Below are 22,749 nucleotides of genomic sequence, written 5' to 3'. Positions count from 1 at the left end.
ACCTCCTAGGTCTAGTGTGCGCTATTTCACTCAGCGTGTTGCTGTTGTGATGATAACCAGTTTGCCACTTTACAGTATTGCTCAACAGAAATATTTTCTGCGCGTGCAGTGGGATCGATATCTAATGCCAGCATATCTTCTGCTGTAAGTAGTCCACCTAAGCTATTACGTAACGTTTTACGGCGCTGATTAAAGGCTTGTGATGTGATACGGCTTAACATAGCAATATCTGTCACCGGATAGGGTTTTTCCTTATAAGGGATCAGACGCACAACGGCAGAATCTACTTTCGGGGCTGGCTTAAATGAGCTTGGTGGCACTTCAATAATAGGAATGACTTGGCAGTGGTATTGTGCCATGACACTTAAGCGGCCATAAGTTTTACTACCATGACTTGCCACTAGGCGATTAACCACCTCTTTTTGCAACATAAAAGTCATGTCAGAAATGGCATCAGCAAAACTAAATAGATGGAACATTAATGGCGTTGAAATATTATAAGGTAGGTTACCAAAAACCCGCAGAGGTTGCTGACGCTCTTTTGCTAATTGGGCAAAATCAATCGTCATCGCATCTTGCTGAATAATGGTTAGCTTATCTTTTAATGTAGGGTGAACTTCTAAGCGTGCAGCTAAATCACGGTCAATTTCGACGACCGTCATTTTATCCATTCTTTCCCCCACCGGCTCAGTAAGCGCGCCTAAACCAGGACCGATTTCAATAACGGCTTCACCGGGTTGTGGATAAATAGATTCAACAATACTTTCAATAATATAGCTGTCTGTTAAAAAGTTCTGCCCGAAGCGTTTGCGGGCAAAGTGCCCCTGATGGACTCTATTATTCATTACAATTTTGTATCATATTAATGGCTAAATTTAATGCGGTGCGAAAACTGCCAGCATCTGCGCTTTTAGTACCTGCAAGTTCAAGGGCTGTCCCATGATCAACAGATGTACGAATAAAAGGTAGACCGAGCGTGATATTCACAGCACGACCGAAACCTTCATATTTTAGCACAGGTAATCCTTGATCGTGATACATCGCAAGCACAGCATCTGCATGTGTTAAATATTTAGGCTGGAATAAGGTGTCCGCAGGGTAAGGCCCATGAAGTTGAATACCTTGTTGGCGTAATTGCTCTAATGCGGGTTCAATAATATCGATCTCCTCACGCCCCATATGACCGCCTTCTCCAGCATGAGGATTTAGACCGCATACGTAAATATGTGGTGATGAGATGCCTAATTTGGTTTTTAGATCATGGTTTAAAATGGTGATGATCTCATTAAGCAACTCACCCGTAATCGCATCAGCAACTTCTCTTAAGGGCAGGTGTGTGGTGGCGAGAGCGACTCTTAAAGTGTCCGTTGCCAGCATCATCACCACTCGTTGACAATGGCTGCGATCGGCAAAGAACTCAGTATGCCCTGTAAATGGCACACCGGCATCATTAATAACCCCTTTATGTACCGGCCCTGTGACTAAAGCAGAAAACTCTCCGTTTAAACATCCGTCACAAGCGCGAGCAAGCGTTTGTACCACATAGTGGCCATTGGCAGTATTAAGTGTACCTGCGACAACCGAAGGGTCGGTTAATTCAACGGCAAGTACACAAATTTGGCCAGGGATATGTGCTGTAGGTGGATTATCTGGGGAATATTCAACTAAAGTGAGTGGGAGATTGAGTTGCTGTGCTCTTGCTCGTAATAATTGAGGATCAGCGCATACTACCCAAGGAAGTGCCCACTGTGACTGTGCTAATGAAATAATCAGGTCAGGACCAACCCCGGCGGGTTCGCCGGGGGTGATAACGAGGGGTTTTTTTAGCTTAGTTTGCATTATTCTCGTTCATTATTTTCACATAAGCGCCTGCACGCAACTCTTGCATCCAGTTTTGTACTTCTTCATTAAACTTGCGGTTAAACAGTAAGCGGTAAGCTTGTTCTTTATTCGCTGCATCTGTTTTATCAACGCTACGCGTATCTTCAAGTTCAATTAAGTGCCAGCCAAAATTAGAGCGAACAGGTTGGCTTAATTCATTTTTGTTTAAACGCATCAACGCGTCACGGAAAGCTGGATCATAAATATCAGGCATTGACCATCCTAACTCACCGCCACGTAATGCAGAACCGGGATCTTCAGAATACTCTTTAGCCGCATCCGCAAAACTGATTTTACCGCTACGAATATCGGCAGAAATTTTCTGTAGTTTGGCATAAGCTTGCTCATCATTCATGATAGGCGAGCTTTTTAGTAAGATATGGCGTGCTTTTACTTCAGTTACAGAAACGGTTTTTGAAGCACCACGTATATCATTGACTTTAATAATATGTAGACCAACACCTGATTGCAGTGGCCCGACAATTTCACCTTTTTGTGCATTAGCAAGCTGTTTAGCAAAGATTGTCGGTAACTCATCAATTGATGCCCATCCCATATTACCACCATTAAGTGCTTGCGGATCGGCTGAATAAGTGGCGGCTAATTTTCCGAAATCAGCACCGTTTTTTAGCTGGCTCTTAATACGGTTCACCACTTGCTGTGCTTTTTCAATTTCTGCAGGTGATGGATTTTCTGATAATGGAATTAAGATATGGCTAAGATTAAGATCAATACTTTGGCTTGCTTGGCTTTCAATTTGTTTAGCTAATGAGTCCACTTCTTGTGGCAAAATCGTAATACGACGACGAACTTCGTTATTACGCACTTCTGCTAACATCATCTCTTTACGAATATCTTGACGATAATCGTTATAAGCAATGCCATCGGCAGCAAGACGTTTTTTTAACTGCTCTAGTGTCAGGTTATTTTCTGCGGCAATCCCTTGAATGGTTGACTCAACGGCAGCTTCAGGAATATCAATTTGCATCTGTTGAGCCATTTGCAAGATGATGTTATCCATCACCAAGCGCTCTAAGATTTGTTGGCGCAAAACTTGCTCATCAGGCATTTCTTGCCCGGCATTTTTAGCATTCATTTGCACCGTTTGTAACATTCTATTGACGTCGCTTTCCAGAACGACACCGTTATTGACGATAGCCGATACGCGGTTGAGTTCTTGTGCTGCAAAAGTGGTTGTGCTGGTGGCTGCACCAACCGTGATCATTAAGCCGATAACCAGCGTTTTCCAATTTTTCATAAGTTTCCCATTATGTGTTTTCCGCATTTTGCGCGATGACATATTCATTCAGCCAATTTTGTCGTTTGGGTTAATCAAAACGCTCTTTGATAAGGTAAGATACCGCGCTCAAGCATTTTTTGACTACCTAAACTATGATTGTTACTTAGGCCTCTGAGTTCCAAATTGATTGACCATTTGTTGTCAATATCGCTGTGGTCTTCTTTCCAGCCAACAATTTTACGTTCATAACCAACGTTTACCGCCCAGCAACAGGTGTTATATTGCAAGCCGACCATTTGGCTTACTGGCTCTGAATCTTTGGTATCAAAGTAATAAGCGCCGACCAATCCCCAACGTTCTGCTAAAGGCCAACTGCCGACAACACCAATTTGAGAAATGCCTTTTTGGTATTCTGGTAGTTGATTGACCACGCCATCATAAGGGCGAACCCGTGTTGCTTGAATATAATCACGGTCTACATAACGATAGCTTAATTGTAAGAGATGGTCGCTATCACGGCGATACTCCATAATCGCATCACCCATAGAGACACTGCCTAAACGACGGTCATATTGTAAACCACCACGCATACCTAAAGTATCAGTAATGCGCCAATATGCATCGCCTGCCCATACCATAGATCCGGTTTCATCTTTGCTATTGATAATTTCATTCGATGAACCTGTTTTAGGACGCTCAAAGAAATAGATTTGACCAACAGAAATATTAAAACGTTCAACCAGTTCACTATCATAAAAACGTGAAGTAACACCCGTCGTTAATTGGTTTGCAGAAGCAATGCGATCTAGACCACCGTACATTCTGTCACGGAAAAGTCCGCTATAGTTGGATTGTAATAGCGCTGAGTCAAAGTTATTGATATTAGACTGATCTTTATACGGTACATACAGATATTGTACTCGTGGCTCTAACGTTTGCGTAATATCGTTAGTGTCATATTGGCGCTCAAACACCACTTTCATATCTGACTTAAATTGTGGTAGTACGCGGTTGACACTATCATCAAGTTTTTGATGTGGATAATCCTTTTTATAAGCATCAGGAATATCTTGATCATAATGAGTCGCCATCAATTTAAACTCATTATTAAAGCTTGCCCAGCCAGTGGAGGCAGGTAAGGAAATGGTTGGCTCTATATGATAACGGTTCGCTTCAGGGGTGTTTTCTCCGACACTGGTAAAGCGGGCAAATTGTGCATAAGTACGAAAATCAAATGGGCCAATATCATTTTTATAATAATTAAGATCAAGCTGTGGTTCGGCTCGATAAGCCCTTGCATATTTATTATCTGAGAAAATTTGGAACTGTTTAGTGGTTAATGTGGCATTCCAATTTTGCTGAGCATAACCGGTACTGAATTTTTGCGTCGCATAACCATCAGTGGTATTACCATATTGAGAAGTAAAGTCAGTGAAATATTTGTTATCACTGACTTTTGTGTAGTCGATATTAAAGCGCCACACATTGTTCATCACTCCACTGTGACCCCAATAGAATAACCAGCGTGTAGCAGAATCACGCGCCAAATAATCATTTTTTTCGGCTTTATCTTTATTGTATTGACTGTCGTGGTGGATCCAATCAACCGCAATCGTACCGCGACCCGGTTTTGTTAAATAACGAAATTCATTATCAAATTTTAAACCACGGCGACTAATATAATTCGTGGTAATAGTTGCATCATAATTAGGGGCAATATTCCAATAGTAAGGCAGTTGGAAGTCAAACCCAGAACTACGAGAATAGTTACCATTAGGAATTAAGAAACCAGAGCGACGTTTATCGCCAATCGGTAATTGCAGATAAGGACTATAGAAAACAGGGACGTTAGCAACACGAAAACGTGCATTCCAAATTTCTGCTACTTGCTCTTCACGATCTAAGATAACCTCAGAGCCGACAACACTCCAACTATCATCACCGGGTAGACAAGAGGTAAACATCCCTTTATCCATAATGGTATAGCGGTTTTCGCCACGCAATTGCATTTTATTCGCGTAGCCACGGCCTTGTCGGCCCACCATTTGGTATTTACCTTCTTCGATATCAGTATCTTTGTTATTAAGATTAGACCAAGCACGTGGGCCTTTTAAGATGATTTGTGGATCATCATAAGAGACATTACCTGTCGCGGTGACCATTCTTAATGGTGTTTCACCTTCTGTTTGGGTCAACTCAACATTATCTGCGCTTAATGTTTGATTTCCCTGTTTAATGTCCACATTGCCTCTATATTGGATCATGCGTGGATATTCCCCTTGCATATCCTTAGCCGTAATGGTGACAGGTAATGAGTTAGGATCGCCTTCGACTAATGGCTTATTATAAACAGGGACTCCCAGTAAACATTGAGAGGCAAGATCAGCATATGCAGGCTGAGCATAAATTGTGGCCCAAACTAAGGTGGCCAGCAGTGTGGGATAACTTTTTTTCATGAGTATTTATGTGCTTCCGTCATCAGTGGCTTCTACTGCTAAATAGCGAGAAACTAACGCAGGGAGTTATGCAACACTAGCCCAACGTCCTGAACATTGTTCTAACGGTAACCGAAAAAAGAGCAGTTCCCTTTTTTCGATGTTTCTATGTTGAAATCGGTTTATAGCTTTATTAGAAACAAAAAAACACCGCGCTTGTGCGGTATTTCGTGCTGCATAACAACGCTAAAGTTATTCGTTTGGTCACTTATTTTACTTTAACACAATTTAAACGAAAACAGCATTATCTCTGTGCAAGCAGCTAGCGAAAACCTCATCATTTTAAGAAAAAGTTTATTTGAGCTTGCTTGATGTTAGGTGTGAAAGCAAATGAATAGTATGATAATGCAAAATTGTGAGCAGGGCATTGAAGATTTGAGGAGTCTATGCGCTATTGGGGAAAATTATTAGGCCTTATCATCGGTAGTTTTGCCGGGATCGGCTTTTGGGGCATTGTGATTGGGGTTTTTCTAGGACACCTTTATGACGTACAAAGAAGTAAATTAAGCTATGGTGGGCGCTATAATCGTGATAGACAAGCCTATTTCTTTGCTGCCACATTCCAAGTCTTAGGGCATTTAACCAAATCCAAAGGACGAGTGACACGAACCGATATCACATTAGCCAGTACGTTAATGGATAGAATGAATTTACATGGGGCAGCACGTCAAGCAGCACAACAGGCGTTTCGAGAAGGTAAAGAGGTTGATTTCCCACTTAGAGCCACCTTACAACGTGTTCGCCAAATTTGTGCTGGTCGCCGTGATTTACTGCAGATGTTTCTGGAAATTCAATTACAAGCTGCATTTGCTGATGGGCAGTTACATCCTAACGAACGTAAGATGCTGTTTATTATTATTGATGAGCTCGGATTTTCTCGCGCCCGTTTTGAACATATATTAGCCATGATGCAGGCGGGACAAAGTTTTCATTATCAACAAGGGCAAAATTATCAGCCACAAACTCAAGGCCCAACGCTTTCTGACGCCTATAAAGTGTTAGGTATTAAAGAGGGTGATGATGTTAAAACAATAAAAAGAGCTTATCGAAAATTAATGGGAGAACATCATCCTGATAAATTGGTTGCAAAAGGTTTACCACCGGAGATGATGGAAATTGCAAAACAAAAAGCACAAGCTATCCAAGTTGCTTACGATTTGATTAAAAAAGAAAAAGGATTTCGTTAACATCTTGTAAATAAAGATGAGAAAAGAGAGAATTAATCCGTGATGAAGATAACTCAGTCTTAGTTGAGATTATTATTTGTCACGGTAAAATATAAGTGAAATTTAATTATTTCACTCTCATTCTCTTATAAAAGGAACTATATCAATGTCAAACGTCCGTGTTCTTGTTGGGGTTATAGGATTAGCGCTCTGTCTGCTCCTTGCTTCACTAAGTTCGGTGACCGTTTTAGTGTCGTAAGACAGGTTAAAAATCTGCCAGGCATTCAAAATGTATCGGTGAATGAAAGGCCGGATGCGTAATAAATAATTCCTGAGCATGTAACTGCAGGCGAGGTGCGAGTGCTCTTGCCTGCGGATGAGCATAAAAACGATCCCCTAAAATAGGATGACCTAATGCTAGCATATGAACCCGTAGCTGATGGGAGCGTCCGGTTATTGGTGATAGTTTTACCCGCGTTGCATTTTCTTCATATTCCAACACTTCATAAAAAGTTTGTGCAGACTTTCCTGTTTCATAACACACTTTTTGCTTAGGTCGATTAGGCCAATCGCAGATCAAAGGCAGATCAACTAATCCTTGTGGTTTTTCAAGCTTTCCCCAGACACGGGCAATATAGGTTTTTTTCGGCTCTCGTTCACGAAATTGGCGTTTTAATTCACGCTCGGCGGCTTTATTAAGCGCAACAACCATCACACCACTCGTGGCCATATCAAGGCGATGAACAGATTCCGCATCAGGAAAATCGGCTTTTATACGCGACATAATGCTGTCGTGATGTTCTAGCGCTTTACCGGGTACAGATAGCAATCCACTGGGTTTATTAACAACAATAATATGCTCATCTTGATATAAAACGTGTAACCAAGGATCAGTGGGGGGGTTATAAACTTCCATCATAGTGGATATCTCAGCAAAATAACGGGGGAGATAAAGCTTTCCCCCGTTTTAACAGTGATTATTGGTGGGTAACAACAATTAAACGGATCGCATCTAAGCGCCATGTCGCTTCATCTAAGTGGTTAAGAATATGCGTACGCTCATTTTCAATTGCTTCAACTTCGTCATCACGTATATTTGGGTTAACGGCACGTAATGCCTCTAAGCGTGATAACTCATGTGTTAATGCGTTGTCTGCTTCTTGCTTCGCTTGTTCAATTAGCGTTTTCGCTTCCGCTTCCATTAAGGATTCAGATGCTTTTAGTACATGATGAACTTCATTTTGTACCGCATTGACCAATTTGCTGGATGTGTGGCGATTTACCGCATTTAATTGGCGGTTAAAACTTTCAAATTCAACTTGTGATGCAAGATTATTACCTTTTAAATCAAGTAATAAGCGTACTGGAGTTGCCGGTAAGAAGCGAGTTAAATGAAGGTGTTTAGGGGCTTGCGCTTCTACGACATAAATCAGTTCAACTAATAGCGTACCTACAGGTAATGCTTTGTTTTTCAATAAAGAAACCGCACAACTACCTGTATCACCAGATAAGACTAAATCTAAACCATTACGGATAATAGGATGTTCCCAACTGATAAATTGCGTATCTTCACGAGAGAGTGCATGCTCTCTATCAAAGGTAATTGTGCAACCATCTTGTGGTAATCCTGGGAAGTCAGGAACTAACATATGATCTGATGGCGTTAATACAATTAAGCTATCACTACGATCTTCTTGGTTAATGCCCACAATATCAAATAAGTTTAAGGCGAAGTTAACCAGATCGGGATCGTTATCTTGCTCTGCAATCTTATTCGCTAACTCAACGCCAACTTCACCGCCGTTAGAGTGCATTTCTAATAGACGGTCACGACCTTGCTCTAGTTTGAGTTTCATCTCATCATGTTGCTTACGACAAGAAACGATAAACTTATCAAAATCACCTAGTTCATTAGGTTGAGCAAGATAATTGACTAGCGCATCATATTCGTTGTCATAAATTGTACGACCCGTCGGGCAGGTATGTTCAAATGCATCTAACCCTTCGTGATACCAACGTAATAGAACAGATTGAGCGGTTCCTTCAAGATAAGGCACACTGATATCAATGTCGCGGTTTTGACCGATACGATCAAGACGACCAATACGTTGTTCTAATAAATCAGGATTAAAGGGGAGATCAAACATCACTAGTTGATTAGCAAATTGGAAGTTACGCCCTTCTGAACCGATTTCAGAACATAGTAACACTTGTGCGCCTTCCTCTTCTGAGGCGAAATAAGCGGCTGCACGATCTCGTTCAAGTAAAGACATCCCTTCATGGAATACTGCAGCACGAATACCTTCACGTTCACGTAAAACTTGTTCTAATTGCAGTGCTGTGGCGGCTTGAGCACAAATGACTAATACTTTTTCATGACGATTGGCGGTTAAAAAGCCTAGTAGCCATTCAACGCGTGGATCAAAGTTCCACCATGTGGCATTTTCACCTTCAAACTCTTGGTAGATACGTTCAGGATAGAGCATCTCTTTTGCTCGTACTTCGAGGCTCTTTTTCGCTGCCATAATCTCAGCCACCTTAATGGCGGTTTGATACTGAGTTGGTAGTGGCATTTTTATTGCGTGCAACAGTCGGTTAGGGAAGCCTTTGACGCCGGAGCGAGTATTGCGAAATAACAGACGACCCGTACCGTGTCTATCCATCAACATATGAATAAGTGCTTGGCGAGATTTTGTACGCTCTTCACCTTGGGTATTAGAGGCTTTTAGCAACGGCTCTATATCTTGCTCGCTGATCATCTCACTGATGCTATTTTGCTGTTCGTTATTTAAATCATCTTCTGAAAGCAAAATGGTTACCGCATCGGCCACGGGGCGATATTTTTGTTGTTCATTAATAAATTCGTTGTAATCGTGGAAACGATTAGGATCGAGCAAACGTAAGCGGGCAAAATGGCTCTCTTGACCAAGTTGCTCCGGTGTTGCGGTTAATAACAATACAGAAGGGATCGCTTCAGCCAGCGTTTCGATAACTTGGTATTCTCGGCTTGGTGCCTTTTCACTCCATACCAGATGGTGGGCTTCATCGACAACTAACATATCCCAAGTCGCTTCAACAAGGTGTTCAAAGCGTTGTTTGTTTTTACGCACAAAGTCTAATGAGCAAATGATCATCTGCTCTGTTTCGAAAGGATTATCGCTATCTAATAAAGATTCGCTATAACGGCTATCATCAAACAGTGAAAAACGTAGGTTGAAACGACGTAACATCTCAACTAACCACTGATGTTGTAAGCTTTCAGGAACGATAATTAAAACACGCTCAGCGCGTCCATCCATGATTTGCTGGTGGATTATCATACCCGCTTCGATAGTTTTACCCAGCCCAACTTCATCCGCTAATAAAACGCGTGGGTTATGACGTTTACCCACTTCATTAGCAATATAGAGCTGATGAGGAATAAGACTTGCGCGAATACCACGTAGACCACTTTGTGCTTGCTTAAACTGTTCGCTCATAAATTTACGCGCACGATAGCGTAAAGCAAAACGATCCATACGGTCTATTTGACCGGCAAAAAGACGATCTTGTGGCTTATTAAAAGTGAGTTTGTTATCTAAGAATACTTCACGCAGTTGTGCTGGCTCTTCGGTATCTAAACGTACGCCGTGATAAATAAGTAAGCCATTATCTTCCACAACGTTGTCGATGGCGAGCTTCCAGCCTTCATGACTGGTGACAGTATCCCCCACATTAAACATCACCCGCGTTATTGGGGCATCATGGCGGGAATAAAGACGATTTTCGCCACATGCAGGAAAAAGTAAGGTCACCATACGGGCATCAATTGCCACAACAGTACCTAGTCCAAGTTCGCTTTCTGTATCGCTAATCCAACGTTGACCAAGAGTAAAAGGCATATATATAAACTCAGCTCTCAAATATATAATTTATAAAATCATTATTAATGAATGCAGTATTGCGGTGTTGTCATCCAATCTACGGGATAAAAAATAGTATCTTTCTCAAGATGAGAAAAAAGGTGATTATCACCAAAGGGGCGTTATGTTAATAGATGCAAAGCAAGCCGTCACCTGCAAAATAACACATCTTAAAAAGAGAGCGTCATTTGCCCATTTAACAAGGTAGAAAAATCATCTTGTAGAAATGGCAAAATAGCATCTGCTATCGGCATTAATTGCTTATTAATGTAGTGTTCATAGTCAGGTGTCGAAGTGATATGCTCTAACGGCTCTGGCCCCAAGTGAGTAATTATATAACTAATCCAACCGCCTTGCTGATATTGTTGCGGCCTATTTTGTAACTGATTATAGTCATCCGCTAATCGAGCTGCTTTGACGTGAGGGGGGATATGGTGCTGGTAGTCTGATAATTTTCGTCGCAATCTTTTTCGATAAACCAGCCTATCATCATATTTTCCTAATAGCGTATCAGCAACATAATCACGAATAAACTGTTGATAAGGTTGCTGATTAAAGATGCGTGTATAAAGCTCTTTTTGAAACGCTTGCGCCAGTGGTGTCCAGTCTGTTCTGACTGTTTCCAATCCTTTAAACACCATTTTATCATGACTTAGCCCTGCATAACGTTTTTTACTTCCGGTTTCCATGCCTCGAATAGTGGGCATCAAGAATCGGCGATAATGGGTTTCGTACTCAAGCTCTAATTGGCTATCAAGCTGGTAAGTTTCAGTCAGATAGCTTTTCCACCATTGATTAACATCTTGCGCTAATTGACGGCCGATCTGCTCTGCTTGTACTTCGTTATGAGCGGCTTTAAGCCAAACAAAAGTAGAATCAGTATCACCATAAATCACTTGATAGCCTTTTGACTCAATTAATTCACGGGTCTTTTTCATTATTTCATGACCACGTAAAGTAATTGATGAAGCCAATCGAGGATCAAAAAAACGACAGCCTACCGAGCCTAATACACCATAAAAAGCATTCATAATAATTTTCAATGCTTGAGAGAGCGGGGCGTTGTTATGACGTTTAGCATTATCTCGTTCATGCCAGATTTGTGAAACAATGGTGGGTAAACAGTGTTTTTCTCGTGAAAACCACGCTTGACGAAAACCGGGAACGGCATGTGTGCTATCAGGGTGATGCATACCTTCAATCATTCCCACCGGATCGATTAAAAAGGTGCGAATAATAGAGGGATATAGGCTTTTATAGTCCAGTACCACCACTGAGTCATAGAGACCCGGTGTTGAGTCCATGACAAAACCACCAGGGCTATGCTCTTCGGGTTTTTCACCTTGATTGGGGGCAACATAACCAAGACGATGCATTGAGGGTAAATAGAGGTGAGTAAATGCTGCGACAGAGCCACCACTTCTATCTGCTGCCAGTCCTGTTACACTGGCTCTTTCTAATAAGAATTCCATTAAGTGTGTGGTATCAAAGATACGATTAACCAAGACACAATCTTGCCAGTTATAATACGCTAAGGCGGGCTTATCCTCTTTAAAACGGCGATTGATTTCGTCCATTCTGGCATAAGGTGTATCAATCGCTTTCCCTTCCCCTAACAGTGTTTGAGCGACCGACTCTAGGCTAAAAGAGGGAAAATTCCATGTCGCCATTTTTAACGCATCAATACCATCAATAATTAAACGCCCTTGTGCTGAGGCAAAAAAGTGCCCCGCTTTAAAACCATGTTCACGCCACTCTAATGGGGTATTTTGTCGTCCTAATAATAAATTGATCCCGTAACGCTGAGCATGGGTATGCAAGATACGCAAATCAAATTGAATAAGATTCCAACCAATAATCGCATCAGGATCGTACTCTTGTATCCAAGCATTTAGTTTTTCAAGGAGTTGTAATCGACTACTTACATAGCACAGACGATATCCTTCAGGTTGTTGGCTTTCTTGAACTTCTGGGAGGGTGTCACTAAGCATAAAAACAACGTTATCACCGCAACCGGCCAATCCAATAGAATAAAGCTCACCAAACTCACTGGTTTCAATATCTAAAGAGACGGTACGTAATGTAGGACGATAATCACTGGCAGGTTTTAGCGTGACAGTATGACTATTTTGATAACGAAACCATACAGGCGCGGTGATAAAACGCTCCATCATATAGCGTTCATGTGGGCGGATATCGGCTTCATATAGGCGAATATTATGCTGTTTTAATTGCTGTTCAAGCTGGGTAAGTTGGCGGTATTGTTTACAATAAACCCCCAAAACAGGTTGTCTTTCAAAGTCTTTTAACGCCAGAGGACGAATATCAATATCGCGATTATGACCAACCACTGAGCGTAATATACTTTCATTTTGTTGAGCAACAAAACCAATAGCATACTGCTTTGCAACCGTGACTTTACGCGGTCCATTTTCTGTCGCCAACCAATAGGAGACAGCGATACCTTGTGGGGTGTCACTCCAATGGCGGGTAAGAATAAAGCCTTGCTCTGTGTGAATTGTCATAATTTCCTAATAAGCGAGATATTGAAGCTTGAAAAAGAGATCGTTAACTATTAATTATAATATTAATCATAGCCTTGTTATGATAGGAAATGGGATATTACACGGGTTGATGTACTTATAATAATATCTGGAATGCCCGTAAATGGGAAATAAACTGGGGTAATTTCTGCTTTTGTAAACAACCTAAAAAGGTCTCTACGGTCATTGGTGGATCCTTTAGGCTTTGTCTATGTTGTTGCGCCGCTTTAATACAGCTACTAGGATTTAATTCAAACATGTCACTCAAAAATTCATCAGGATGGATAGCTGAAATATCAAAAGAATTAAGGTATTTTTGCGGAAAATCTTTTAAGTTAAATGTAATTATAGCTTGAGCCTGTCCTTTTATTGCTGCTGCTAGCACATGACGATCATTAGGATCAGGTAGCTTTAAACCACAAATAAGCGGTTCGTAGCCTTCTACTAAACAATCAGGAACATGTGCATTCATTAAATCTCTGGTTCGTATTAGTCGCTCAGCTGTTAATGTTGGATTGTTGACTAATAAATTAGTGATCCATTCATCATGGATCTGATTACTCCAACGTGCTCTAAATAAACCAGTATTAGCAAGATACATTAAATAACTTCTAAGAGGGGCTGGATACATGACACAGGCATCAAGCAAAACAGTATAGTTTGTCATTAATACCCCATATCCATTTCTTGATCTAATTGCGATAATTCAGCAAGGGCATCAAGTCGTTTTTGCTCCAATTCATTTTTATAAGCAACAATATCAGCATAAGCAACTTTCCTACGATTTCCTTTTCTAGAGTAGGGTATCGCTCGTGTATCTAATAATTTTACAAATGTAGGACGGGACATATTGAGTATATCAGCCGCTTCCTGTGTCGTTAGCTCAGCATGGATTGGTGTGATACTAACAGTATTCCCTTGCCCTAGTTGAGTAAGAATTTCAATCATTAGGCGTAATGCACTATTTGGTATTTGTACAATATGATTATTACCCGTCTTATCTATAATGGATAGCTTCTGCGTTTTGCCATTAATATCCATAACAGCGGATAGCTCTTGGCTACTTAATTTTGCTAATGCAATATCTTCAGCACTAAGTCTCTCACTTATCGTATTCATTAGTATTTCCCCCTTTTTAATAACTAGATTATCTGAAATATTCGAAAAATAGTCAAGTATTCGAAATATTCGAAAGAGGCTTGTAGGGGGGAATAAGCTTCTTTCGATATCGCTATATTTCAATAGATTAATTAAAAGGTATCCCTAAAAGCAGTGATTGATCCACTTCGCCTTTGATTAATGACGCTGTATTTCCATCATAGACAATGGTGCCATTATCAATAACAAGCGCTCTTGGTGCGATTTTATGAGCATCTTCTAAGCTGTGAGACACCATGAGTAAAGTGAGATTTTTTTCATCACAAATTTGTTCTAATAATGTCAGCATTTCGATACGTAATGCGGGATCAAGGGCGGAAAAAGGTTCGTCTAACAATAAAATAGGCTGTTCACGTACCAGACAACGGGCAATTGCCACTCGTTGACGTTGACCTCCTGATAGCTGTGAAGGTAAACGCTCTAGATAATCACTTAAAGAAACCTGTTTGGCTCGACTTTCTAATAGTGCTTTCTGTGCCACAGTGAGCTTTAGTCCCGGATCTAGCCCTAAACCAATATTTTGTCTTACCGTGAGATGAGGAAAAAGATTGTTATCTTGAAATAACATCGAGATAGGGCGTTGGGCAGGGGCTGTTTTGGTATGATCTTTCCCTTTTAAAAATAATGAGCCTGACTCTGAGGGCAGAAAACCCGCTATTAAGCTGAGTAATGAGCTTTTACCTGCACCACTGGGACCTAAAATAGCAATACGCTCCCCCGCTTTTACCGTTAAATTAAAGGTCAGATGTTGGTGCTCATAGGTGTAAGAAAGCTGCTCTAACTTAATCATGGGATTTTCCTGAAACGCGTTCGATAAGGCTAAAAAGCGTGAAACATAACAGCAAAAGGAGCATCGCGGTGACAGCGCCATCTTGTGTGTGATAAGCCCCGATTTGCTGATAGAGGTAAAAAGGTAATGTTCTAAAAGTTTCATTTCCAAATAAGGCAACAATACCAAAATCACCAATGGAAATGACACAAGCAAAAGCCAGTGCTTGTGATAGTGGTTTTTTCAAAGCGCGTAGCTCTATCCAACGTAGACGATTAATACCTCGCAAATTAAGGGAAGCACATAATAGATTATAGCGGGTTGCAATATCATTCATCGGGTTTTCAAGTACTTTTAAAGCATAAGGAATAGCCATAAGCGCATTAGTGAGGATCACTAAAAGATAGGGGGATTCAGGTAATCCGGTTGTGCTGTTTAATAATAGAAAAAAGCCCGTCGCTAATACAATGCCCGGCATAGCCAAAATAATGAGTCCACTCATTTCCAGCGCTTGTCCGGCCTTTTTAAAATGGCGTAAGCGTAATTCTCGACTACTCCAGAGCAACATCATCGTTAAAATAACACAAAGTCCCCCAGCGCCAAGTGCAATAATTAATGATGTTGTAAAGGCTTGCCAAAGTACCGGCTGTTGTAGAACACCTAATAATTGACTGTTTAAGCCATCACTTATCACCGCTAATAACGGAGGAAGTAAAAAGAGCATAGCAAGTACGATAATTAAACTATCCGTTATTTTATTAATTAATGAGTCGCTAGGATCACGCCAGCTTAGTTTTTGATGACTACCGACAAAGAGTGTTCCCTTTAATTTTTGGCTAACAAGTACTAATCCTAAGCAGCAAAATAGCTGAATTAATGCTAATAGCGCTGCACGATGTAAATCGTAGTCATAACTTAATGCTTGATAAATTGCCAATTCAACAGTTGTTGCCGCAGGCCCACCTCCAAGCGCTAATACAGTCGCGAAACTTGCAAAGCAGAGCATAAAAATCAGTGATGCAGTAGGCAGGATTTGTCGCCATAAATAGGGCCACTCGAGAAAACGAAAACGTTGCCAGCCATTCATTCCCAATTGTGATGCTAATTGGCGTTGCTCGGTAGAAATACTTTCCAAGGCTTGTAACAACATTCTGGTAGCCAGTGGCATATTGAAAAAAATATGTGCGAGTAAAATGCCTTGTAAACCATAAGGCGTAAAATGGTAATCAATCCCTAACCATTGGCATATTTGAGCCAGCCACCCCATGCGACCATACACAGTTAAAATGCCAAATAGCGCCACCAACACCGGTAGAACTAAACTCATAGCACATAAGCGTAAGAAGAGCGTTCTGCCAACAAACTGGCGTCGATAGAGCGCTTTTGCTAACCAAATTGCCGGTAAAATGGAAAATAGCGCGGATAAAAATGCTTGCCAAAAAGTAAAGCGAACCACATGCCATAGGTAACTATCAGCAAAAATAGTCGATAAATCACCACTTGGCGCGTTAAACCATAAAGCACCGAAGGAGAGAAGGGCGACGGTAAGTAATAATCCCGAGGCGCATAGCCCCGGGATAAGCCATTTACCCATTAGCGGCTAACCGCAGATTGCCAATTGCGAGTCCATGTTTGGCGCTCTTTGGCTACCACATCAGCATCAAATTGTAATGACTTTTGCGGTTTAGGCATAACGGAGTAGACCTCAGGTAGTGGCATATCAATAACAGGATACATCCAATTAGTGGTTGGGATGGTTTCTTGGAAAGCGGGGGTTAGCATAAATTGCATAAATTGCTGAGCTAATTCTGGCTGTTTGCTGGATTTTAGCTTGGCTGCAACTTCTACCTGTAAATAGTGTCCTTCATCAAAAATAGCAGCTGCATAATTGTCTTTTTTATCAGCCAAAATATGGTAGCCCGGAGATGAGGTGTAACTAAGCACAAAATCCCCTTCTCCTTTCAAGAATAAGCCATAGGACTCACTCCAGCCTTTGGTTACTGTCAGTGTTTTATTCGCCAATTTTTGCCACTGCTCAGCGGTATTGTTTGGATACAGTGATTGCATCCATAACATTAAGCCTAAGCCGGGGGTACTGGTACGTGGATCTTGATAAAGGATTTTCCACGGCTGTTGGCTATTTAACAGCTCATCCATGCTTTTAGGGGGATGAGTAATACGATTTTTATCGTAAATAAAAGCAAAATAACCGTAGTCATAAGGCACAAAAGTGTCATCAGTCCATTTTTCAGGTAATGCCAGTTTTGATGTATCAATATTGCTTGGTGCAAAAAGTCCGGTCTGTTTTGCCGCATGAATAAGATTGTTATCTAGCCCTAAAATAATATCTGCCTTACTTTTACTCCCTTCCATACGTAAACGATTAAGGAGAGAAACCCCATCCGAAAGGGCAACCAGTTTTAGCTCACAATCACATTGCTGTTCAAATGCTTTTTTAATTGCCGGACCAGGCCCCCAATCCGCGGTAAAAGAGTCATAGGTATAGACGGTCAGTGTGGGTTTGGTTTGTTGTGCATTTGCGGCAAAAGCACTGAACAAACCTAGTGCACTGAATAAGAGAGTTGAACGAAGAGAATTTATTAACACGCTATTTTCCTCAGTAAAAAGTCAAGTAGGATCTGAGGAGTGAGGAGGCAAATGAGTTATTATTGCGCCATCCTGACTCAAATCCCTACGCCAGTATTAGCTGGATCAGGTTCCACGAGTTTTTCTCAGCTTAAAAAAGCACCCCGTTGAGACATTCCCATTGTAGATAAATACTCACGTTGTGCAAAGTCTGTTGATAGTGGTTTACCGTTTGTGGGTAGTATGAAACAATGAGTTATCTTTCAAGTTTGGTTATTGAGGTAGTCTGGTGATCGATGATGATGGCTACCGCCCGAATGTGGGGATTGTAATTTGTAATCGGCAAGGGCAAGTGCTTTGGGCCCGTCGCTATGGACAACATTCATGGCAATTTCCTCAAGGGGGAATTAATCCTGGAGAATCACCAGAACAAGCCATGTATCGTGAGTTGTTCGAAGAAGTTGGATTAAGTCGTAAGGATGTTAAAATCCTTGCCTCCACGCGTAACTGGTTACGTTACAAGTTACCTAAGCGTTTGGTGCGTTGGGACACAAAACCTGTTTGTATTGGACAAAAACAGCGTTGGTTCCTTTTGCAGTTAACAAGTAACGACAAGGACATTAATGTTCAGCAGAGCAAAACGCCAGAGTTTGATGGTTGGCGTTGGGTTAGCTATTGGTATCCTGTTCGTCAAGTCGTCTCTTTTAAACGAGATGTATATCGTCGCGTGATGAAAGAGTTCGCACCAGTAGTTATGCCATTACAAGAACAAGTGTCTATGTCTCGTCCTTCCTATGGATATCGCCGTAAAAGGTATTAGATAACACTATGCTGACACGTTTGCGGGAAATTGTAGAAAAAGTGGCTATGGCAGCGAGTCTGCCAGAAGCACTTGAACTATTAGTGAAAGAAACGTGTCAAGCCATGCACACGGATGTGTGTTCTATTTATCTTGCCGATATTCCTCATCGCTGTTTCTATTTAATGGCCACAAAGGGATTGAAAAAGCCGAAAGGACGTGCCGTCAGCCTCTCATTTGATGAGGGGGTGGTGGGTGAAGTAGGACGTCTTTCTGAGCTGATTAATCTGGCTGATATTCGTGAACACCCTAATTTTACCTATCTGCCACAAGTAAAAGAGGATGATCTGCGCGCTTTTCTCGGCGTGCCCATTGTCTATCGTCGTCAGTTACTTGGGGTGCTGGTGGTTCAGCAAAAAGAGCGACGCTTATTTAATGAAAGCGAAGAATCTTTTATGGTGACACTAGCCACCCAATTAGGGGCGATATTGTCGCAAGTGCAAACGAAAGGATTATTTGGACAATATCGTCAAAGCCGTATTAAAGCCCTATCCGTTTCTACGGGGGTAGTGATGGCATATGGTTGGCAAGAGATGTCTCAGCCAACCTTAGATCATGTTTTTAAAGCAAGTGCACTGGATATAAAAAGTGAATTAAACCGATTAACGGTCGCCTTAGAAGATGCGACATCGGAGTGTCGCCGTTTTAGTAAGCGCTTTATGGCAAATTCACAAAAAGAGAGTGCGGCTATTTTCGATCTCTATTCGCATTTACTTAACGATCCCCAATTAAGACAAAAAATGACTGGGGTTATACAACAAGGCTACGTTGCTGAGTGGGCAGTAAAAGTGGTGATAGAGAAGTTTTCTGCACAGTTCTCAAGTCTTAAAGATAGTTATATGCGAGAACGAGCTTCAGATTTAAAAGCATTAGGTCAGCGCTTACTATTTCATTTAGATGATGATCTCAGCACGACAAATACATGGCCAGATCGCTTTATTCTTGTGGCGGATGAGCTTAGTGCCAATTTATTGGCTGAGTTGCCAGAACAACAACTGGCAGGGGTGATAGTTCGTGATGGTGCGACTCATTCACACTCAGCGATTTTAGTTCGAGCAATGGGGATCCCTGCCATTATGGGGGCAGATATTCAACCGGAGCTACTTCACAACCGAATGCTGATTCTTGATGGTTATCGTGGTGAGATTTTTATTGAACCAGAACCCTTTATCATGCAGGAATATCGGCAAATTATTGATGAAGAAAGAGTATTGAGTCAACTTGCTGAAGAGCAGCTTGAACAGCAAGCGGTATTAAAAAATGGTGAATCCATCAGTGTGCAATTAAATGCAGGGCTAAGCATTAAATATGAACAACGTATTAGCGTTGGCATAGATGGTGTCGGTCTTTATCGCACAGAAATCCCTTTTATGTTACAAAGCGGTTTTCCTTCCGAAGATGAACAAAAAAACCGTTATCGTGAAATCTTATCATTTTTTCCCAATAAACCCGTCGTACTACGTGCTTTAGATATAGGTGCAGATAAACAGCTTCCTTATATGCCGATAAATGAGGAGAACCCTTGTTTAGGGTGGCGGGGGATCAGAATATTACTCGATCAGCCAGAAATATTTCTGATCCAACTACGAGCGATGTTAAAAGCTAATCTTGAATTTAAAAATTTGAAAATATTGTTGCCGATGGTGACAAGTATTGATGAAATTGAAGAAGCGAAAGCATTGTTACTAAGAGCATGTGCTGAAGTTAGCCGAGAAATGAAATGCGAATGCATTCTACCACCTGTGGGGATCATGCTTGAAGTCCCCTCATTGGTCTTTATGTTACCGCAATTAGCACATCGAGTAGATTTTATCTCGATTGGTACCAATGATTTAACGCAATATTTACTTGCAGTCGATCGTAATAATACCCATGTAGCACTGCTCTATGATAATTTGCATCCTGCATTACTGCGTTCGCTTAATATTATTGCTTTAGAATGCCAACGTTATCAGTTACCAGTCAGTGTTTGTGGCGAAATGGCGGGTACGCCGATGGGGGCATTGCTACTAATAGGGCTAGGTTTTCGTCAGTTAAGCATGAGTGGCCGTAGTTTACCTAGGGTAAAATACTTATTGCGCCATCTAGATCCTGCTATCTTACAGCCTTTTATGCAACAGGTGTTGAAAGCTGAAACGGCAATAGAGATAAAAAAATTGTCTGCTGATTTTATGGAAAGACAAGGATTAGGTGGATTAATTCGCGGAGGTATCTGATAGGCCTTCGTATAAACTTTTTGTCTAAGGGGTTATCCACATCGACCCATAGATAGAAAATCATTAATAAAGTGAAGTAGGGAAGAATGAGTATAAACTACCTTAAATTTCCAGAAATCGATCCAGTTATGTTTTCTATCGGGCCAGTATCTTTGCACTGGTACGGCATGATGTATTTGATTGGATTCGTATTTGCATTATGGCTAGCAAACCGCAGAGCGGCAAAACCTAACAGTGGTTGGCAAAAAAGTGAAGTCGAAACATTACTTTATGTAGGGTTTGTGGGCGTGTTTATTGGTGGGCGTCTAGGATATGTTTTATTCTATAACTTACCGGTATTTTTAGACAATCCACTTTACCTATTTAAAGTCTGGGATGGCGGAATGTCCTTCCACGGTGGCTTAATTGGGGTGATCTGCGCCATGATTTGGTTTGCTCGTCGCACTAAACGTCACTTTTTTCAAGTCGCAGACTTTGTTGCTCCATTAATTCCATTTGGTTTAGGTTTAGGACGTATTGGTAACTTTATTAATGGAGAGCTTTGGGGGAGAGTCACCTTAGATACCCCTTGGGCGATTTTATTCCCAGGCTCCCGTGCAGAAGATCTACAGCTTGTCGCGCAAGATCCCACTACACTATTACCTATCATTCAGCAATACGGCGTATTGCCTCGCCACCCATCGCAACTCTATGAAATGTTCCTAGAAGGCGTGGTATTATTTATTATTCTGAATATCTTTGTACGCAAAAATCGTCCTATGGGCAGTGTATCGGGGTTATTCTTAATTGGTTATGGTGCTTTCCGTATTATTGTTGAATTCTTCCGCCAACCTGATGCGCAATTAGGTTTATTTAGCGGTATCAGCATGGGGCAAATTCTTTCCATTCCAATGATAATATTAGGCATTATCTTTATGGTGTGGGCGTATCGTCGCGATAAAGCCACTCCACAGACGCCAACAACACACTAACTATTATTAGCTAACAAAAAAGAGAGACTACATGAAGCAGTATCTGGCATTGTGTCAACGCATTATCGATGAAGGTGAATGGATTGATAATAAACGGACAGGAACCCGTTGTTTAACGGTGATAAATGCCGATCTGGAATATGATGTTGCCAATAACCAATTTCCACTCATAACAACGCGTAAAAGTTTTTACAAAGCCGCGATTGCGGAACTATTAGGGTACTTACGTGGTTATGATAATGCAGCACAATTTCGTGCTATTGGCTGTAATACGTGGAACGCGAATGCTAATGAAAATAGCGCATGGTTAAATAATCCGCATCGTAAGGGTGAAGATGATATGGGCCGAGTCTATGGTGTTCAAGGACGCCAATGGCAACGCCCTGATGGCTCGCACTTTGATCAATTACGTAAAGTGGTAGATAACTTAACTAACGGTATTGACGATCGTGGTGAGATAGTCACTTTTTATAATCCCGGAGAAACAGCGTTAGGGTGTTTACGTCCATGCATGCATACACATACTTTTTCATTGCTCGGTGACAGGCTTTATTTAACCTCATATCAACGTAGCTGTGATGTCCCATTAGGGTTGAATTTTAATCAAATTCAATGCTTTGTATTATTAGCGCTGGTGGCTCAAATCACAGGGCATAAACCAGGTAAAGCATTCCATAAGATAGTTAATGCTCACATTTATGAGAACCAATTACCTCTGATGCGCGATGTTCAACTAAAAAGAGAGCCATTGCCATTACCTAAGCTACATATTAATCCAAACATTAATACATTAGATGATATAGAAACTTGGGTCACGACAGATGACTTTAGTGTCGAAGGTTATCAGTGTCACGAGGCGATAAAATACCCGTTCACGGTGTAGTTTAACTCACTGATTTGGTTTAACACTTAACAACCCCCAATAGTTGAATTCGATTATTGGGGGTTTTTGATATACAAAAC

Annotated in this window: 17 protein-coding genes and 1 riboswitch; of the genes, 5 read left to right on the top strand and 12 right to left on the bottom strand. The window is 41.2% G+C overall.

What is annotated here, in order from left to right; translation table 11 throughout:
- Window positions 1–26: 26 nt before the first annotated feature.
- From rsmA to lptD, 4 genes are read right to left on the bottom strand one after another with little or no spacing between them, the layout of a single operon-like run.
- On the bottom strand, window positions 27–845 hold the full coding sequence (gene rsmA / locus GWI58_RS03840) for a 16S rRNA (adenine(1518)-N(6)/adenine(1519)-N(6))-dimethyltransferase RsmA (protein WP_004245541.1): 819 nt from the start codon (window positions 843–845) through the stop codon (window positions 27–29).
- Window positions 838–1,839, bottom strand: coding sequence for a 4-hydroxythreonine-4-phosphate dehydrogenase PdxA (gene pdxA, locus GWI58_RS03835; protein WP_161768910.1), 1,002 nt, complete (start codon window positions 1,837–1,839; stop codon window positions 838–840). The genes rsmA and pdxA overlap by 8 nt, the downstream gene beginning before the upstream one ends.
- Entirely contained in the window at window positions 1,829–3,166 is a 1,338-nt protein-coding gene (gene surA, locus GWI58_RS03830) for a peptidylprolyl isomerase SurA (RefSeq protein WP_094959824.1), read from the bottom strand. The genes pdxA and surA overlap by 11 nt, the downstream gene beginning before the upstream one ends.
- Window positions 3,167–3,213: 47 nt before the next feature.
- A complete protein-coding gene (gene lptD, locus GWI58_RS03825) occupies window positions 3,214–5,577 on the bottom strand; it encodes an LPS assembly protein LptD (RefSeq protein ID WP_161768909.1) in 2,364 nt (787 codons plus the stop codon).
- A gap of 425 nt (window positions 5,578–6,002) precedes the next feature.
- Between lptD and djlA the strand changes: the two genes are divergently transcribed.
- Window positions 6,003–6,803, top strand: a complete 801-nt coding sequence (gene djlA, locus GWI58_RS03820) for a co-chaperone DjlA (RefSeq protein ID WP_094959820.1) — start codon at window positions 6,003–6,005, stop codon at window positions 6,801–6,803.
- Between the two features lie 244 nt (window positions 6,804–7,047).
- On the opposite strand, the gene rluA is transcribed toward djlA, so the two are convergent.
- From rluA to thiB, 8 genes are all read right to left on the bottom strand, one after another.
- The gene (rluA, locus tag GWI58_RS03815; protein WP_004245532.1) at window positions 7,048–7,701 is read right to left on the bottom strand and encodes a bifunctional tRNA pseudouridine(32) synthase/23S rRNA pseudouridine(746) synthase RluA; all 654 of its coding nucleotides are present in this window, start codon (window positions 7,699–7,701) and stop codon (window positions 7,048–7,050) included.
- 58 nt (window positions 7,702–7,759) lie between these two features.
- Window positions 7,760–10,663 carry an RNA polymerase-associated protein RapA gene (rapA, locus tag GWI58_RS03810; protein WP_004249485.1) on the bottom strand — a complete coding sequence of 968 codons (2,904 nt, stop codon included), beginning with the start codon at window positions 10,661–10,663 and terminating at the stop codon, window positions 7,760–7,762.
- A 191-nt stretch (window positions 10,664–10,854) separates the two neighbouring features.
- Window positions 10,855–13,209: a DNA polymerase II gene (locus GWI58_RS03805; RefSeq protein ID WP_060554859.1), complete on the bottom strand. Its 2,355-nt coding sequence runs from the start codon at window positions 13,207–13,209 to the stop codon at window positions 10,855–10,857.
- 115 nt (window positions 13,210–13,324) lie between these two features.
- Window positions 13,325–13,894, bottom strand: coding sequence for a PIN domain-containing protein (locus GWI58_RS03800; protein ID WP_017827532.1), 570 nt, complete (start codon window positions 13,892–13,894; stop codon window positions 13,325–13,327).
- Entirely contained in the window at window positions 13,894–14,346 is a 453-nt protein-coding gene (locus GWI58_RS03795; protein ID WP_004245528.1) for a helix-turn-helix domain-containing protein, read from the bottom strand. Before GWI58_RS03795 ends, GWI58_RS03800 begins: the two co-directional genes overlap by 1 nt.
- 127 nt (window positions 14,347–14,473) lie before the next feature.
- Complete coding sequence (gene thiQ, locus GWI58_RS03790; RefSeq protein ID WP_004245527.1) at window positions 14,474–15,175, bottom strand: thiamine ABC transporter ATP-binding protein ThiQ; 702 nt, start codon at window positions 15,173–15,175, stop codon at window positions 14,474–14,476.
- The gene (gene thiP, locus GWI58_RS03785) at window positions 15,168–16,748 is read right to left on the bottom strand and encodes a thiamine/thiamine pyrophosphate ABC transporter permease ThiP (RefSeq protein ID WP_110229491.1); all 1,581 of its coding nucleotides are present in this window, start codon (window positions 16,746–16,748) and stop codon (window positions 15,168–15,170) included. Before thiP ends, thiQ begins: the two co-directional genes overlap by 8 nt.
- A complete protein-coding gene (gene thiB, locus GWI58_RS03780) occupies window positions 16,748–17,761 on the bottom strand; it encodes a thiamine ABC transporter substrate binding subunit (protein ID WP_004250228.1) in 1,014 nt (337 codons plus the stop codon). The genes thiP and thiB overlap by 1 nt, the downstream gene beginning before the upstream one ends.
- A gap of 64 nt (window positions 17,762–17,825) precedes the next feature.
- A riboswitch (TPP riboswitch) is annotated at window positions 17,826–17,917 on the bottom strand.
- A 112-nt stretch (window positions 17,918–18,029) separates the two neighbouring features.
- Between thiB and rppH the strand changes: the two genes are divergently transcribed.
- From rppH to GWI58_RS03760, 4 genes are all read left to right on the top strand, one after another.
- A complete protein-coding gene (rppH, locus tag GWI58_RS03775; RefSeq protein ID WP_004245524.1) occupies window positions 18,030–18,560 on the top strand; it encodes an RNA pyrophosphohydrolase in 531 nt (176 codons plus the stop codon).
- Window positions 18,561–18,568: 8 nt separating this feature from the next.
- Window positions 18,569–20,815 carry a phosphoenolpyruvate--protein phosphotransferase gene (gene ptsP / locus GWI58_RS03770; protein ID WP_004249490.1) on the top strand — a complete coding sequence of 749 codons (2,247 nt, stop codon included), beginning with the start codon at window positions 18,569–18,571 and terminating at the stop codon, window positions 20,813–20,815.
- An 86-nt stretch (window positions 20,816–20,901) separates the two neighbouring features.
- Window positions 20,902–21,786: a prolipoprotein diacylglyceryl transferase gene (lgt, locus tag GWI58_RS03765; RefSeq protein ID WP_004245522.1), complete on the top strand. Its 885-nt coding sequence runs from the start codon at window positions 20,902–20,904 to the stop codon at window positions 21,784–21,786.
- Between the two features lie 31 nt (window positions 21,787–21,817).
- On the top strand, window positions 21,818–22,669 hold the full coding sequence (locus GWI58_RS03760) for a thymidylate synthase (RefSeq protein ID WP_161768908.1): 852 nt from the start codon (window positions 21,818–21,820) through the stop codon (window positions 22,667–22,669).
- Window positions 22,670–22,749 lie beyond the last annotated feature (80 nt).

The organism is Proteus sp. G2674, from assembly GCF_009915195.1.
Taxonomy (GTDB): domain Bacteria; phylum Pseudomonadota; class Gammaproteobacteria; order Enterobacterales; family Enterobacteriaceae; genus Proteus; species Proteus mirabilis.
The sequence above is the reverse complement of the archived record's forward strand: the minus strand, read 5'-3'. Positions and strand labels throughout refer to the sequence as shown.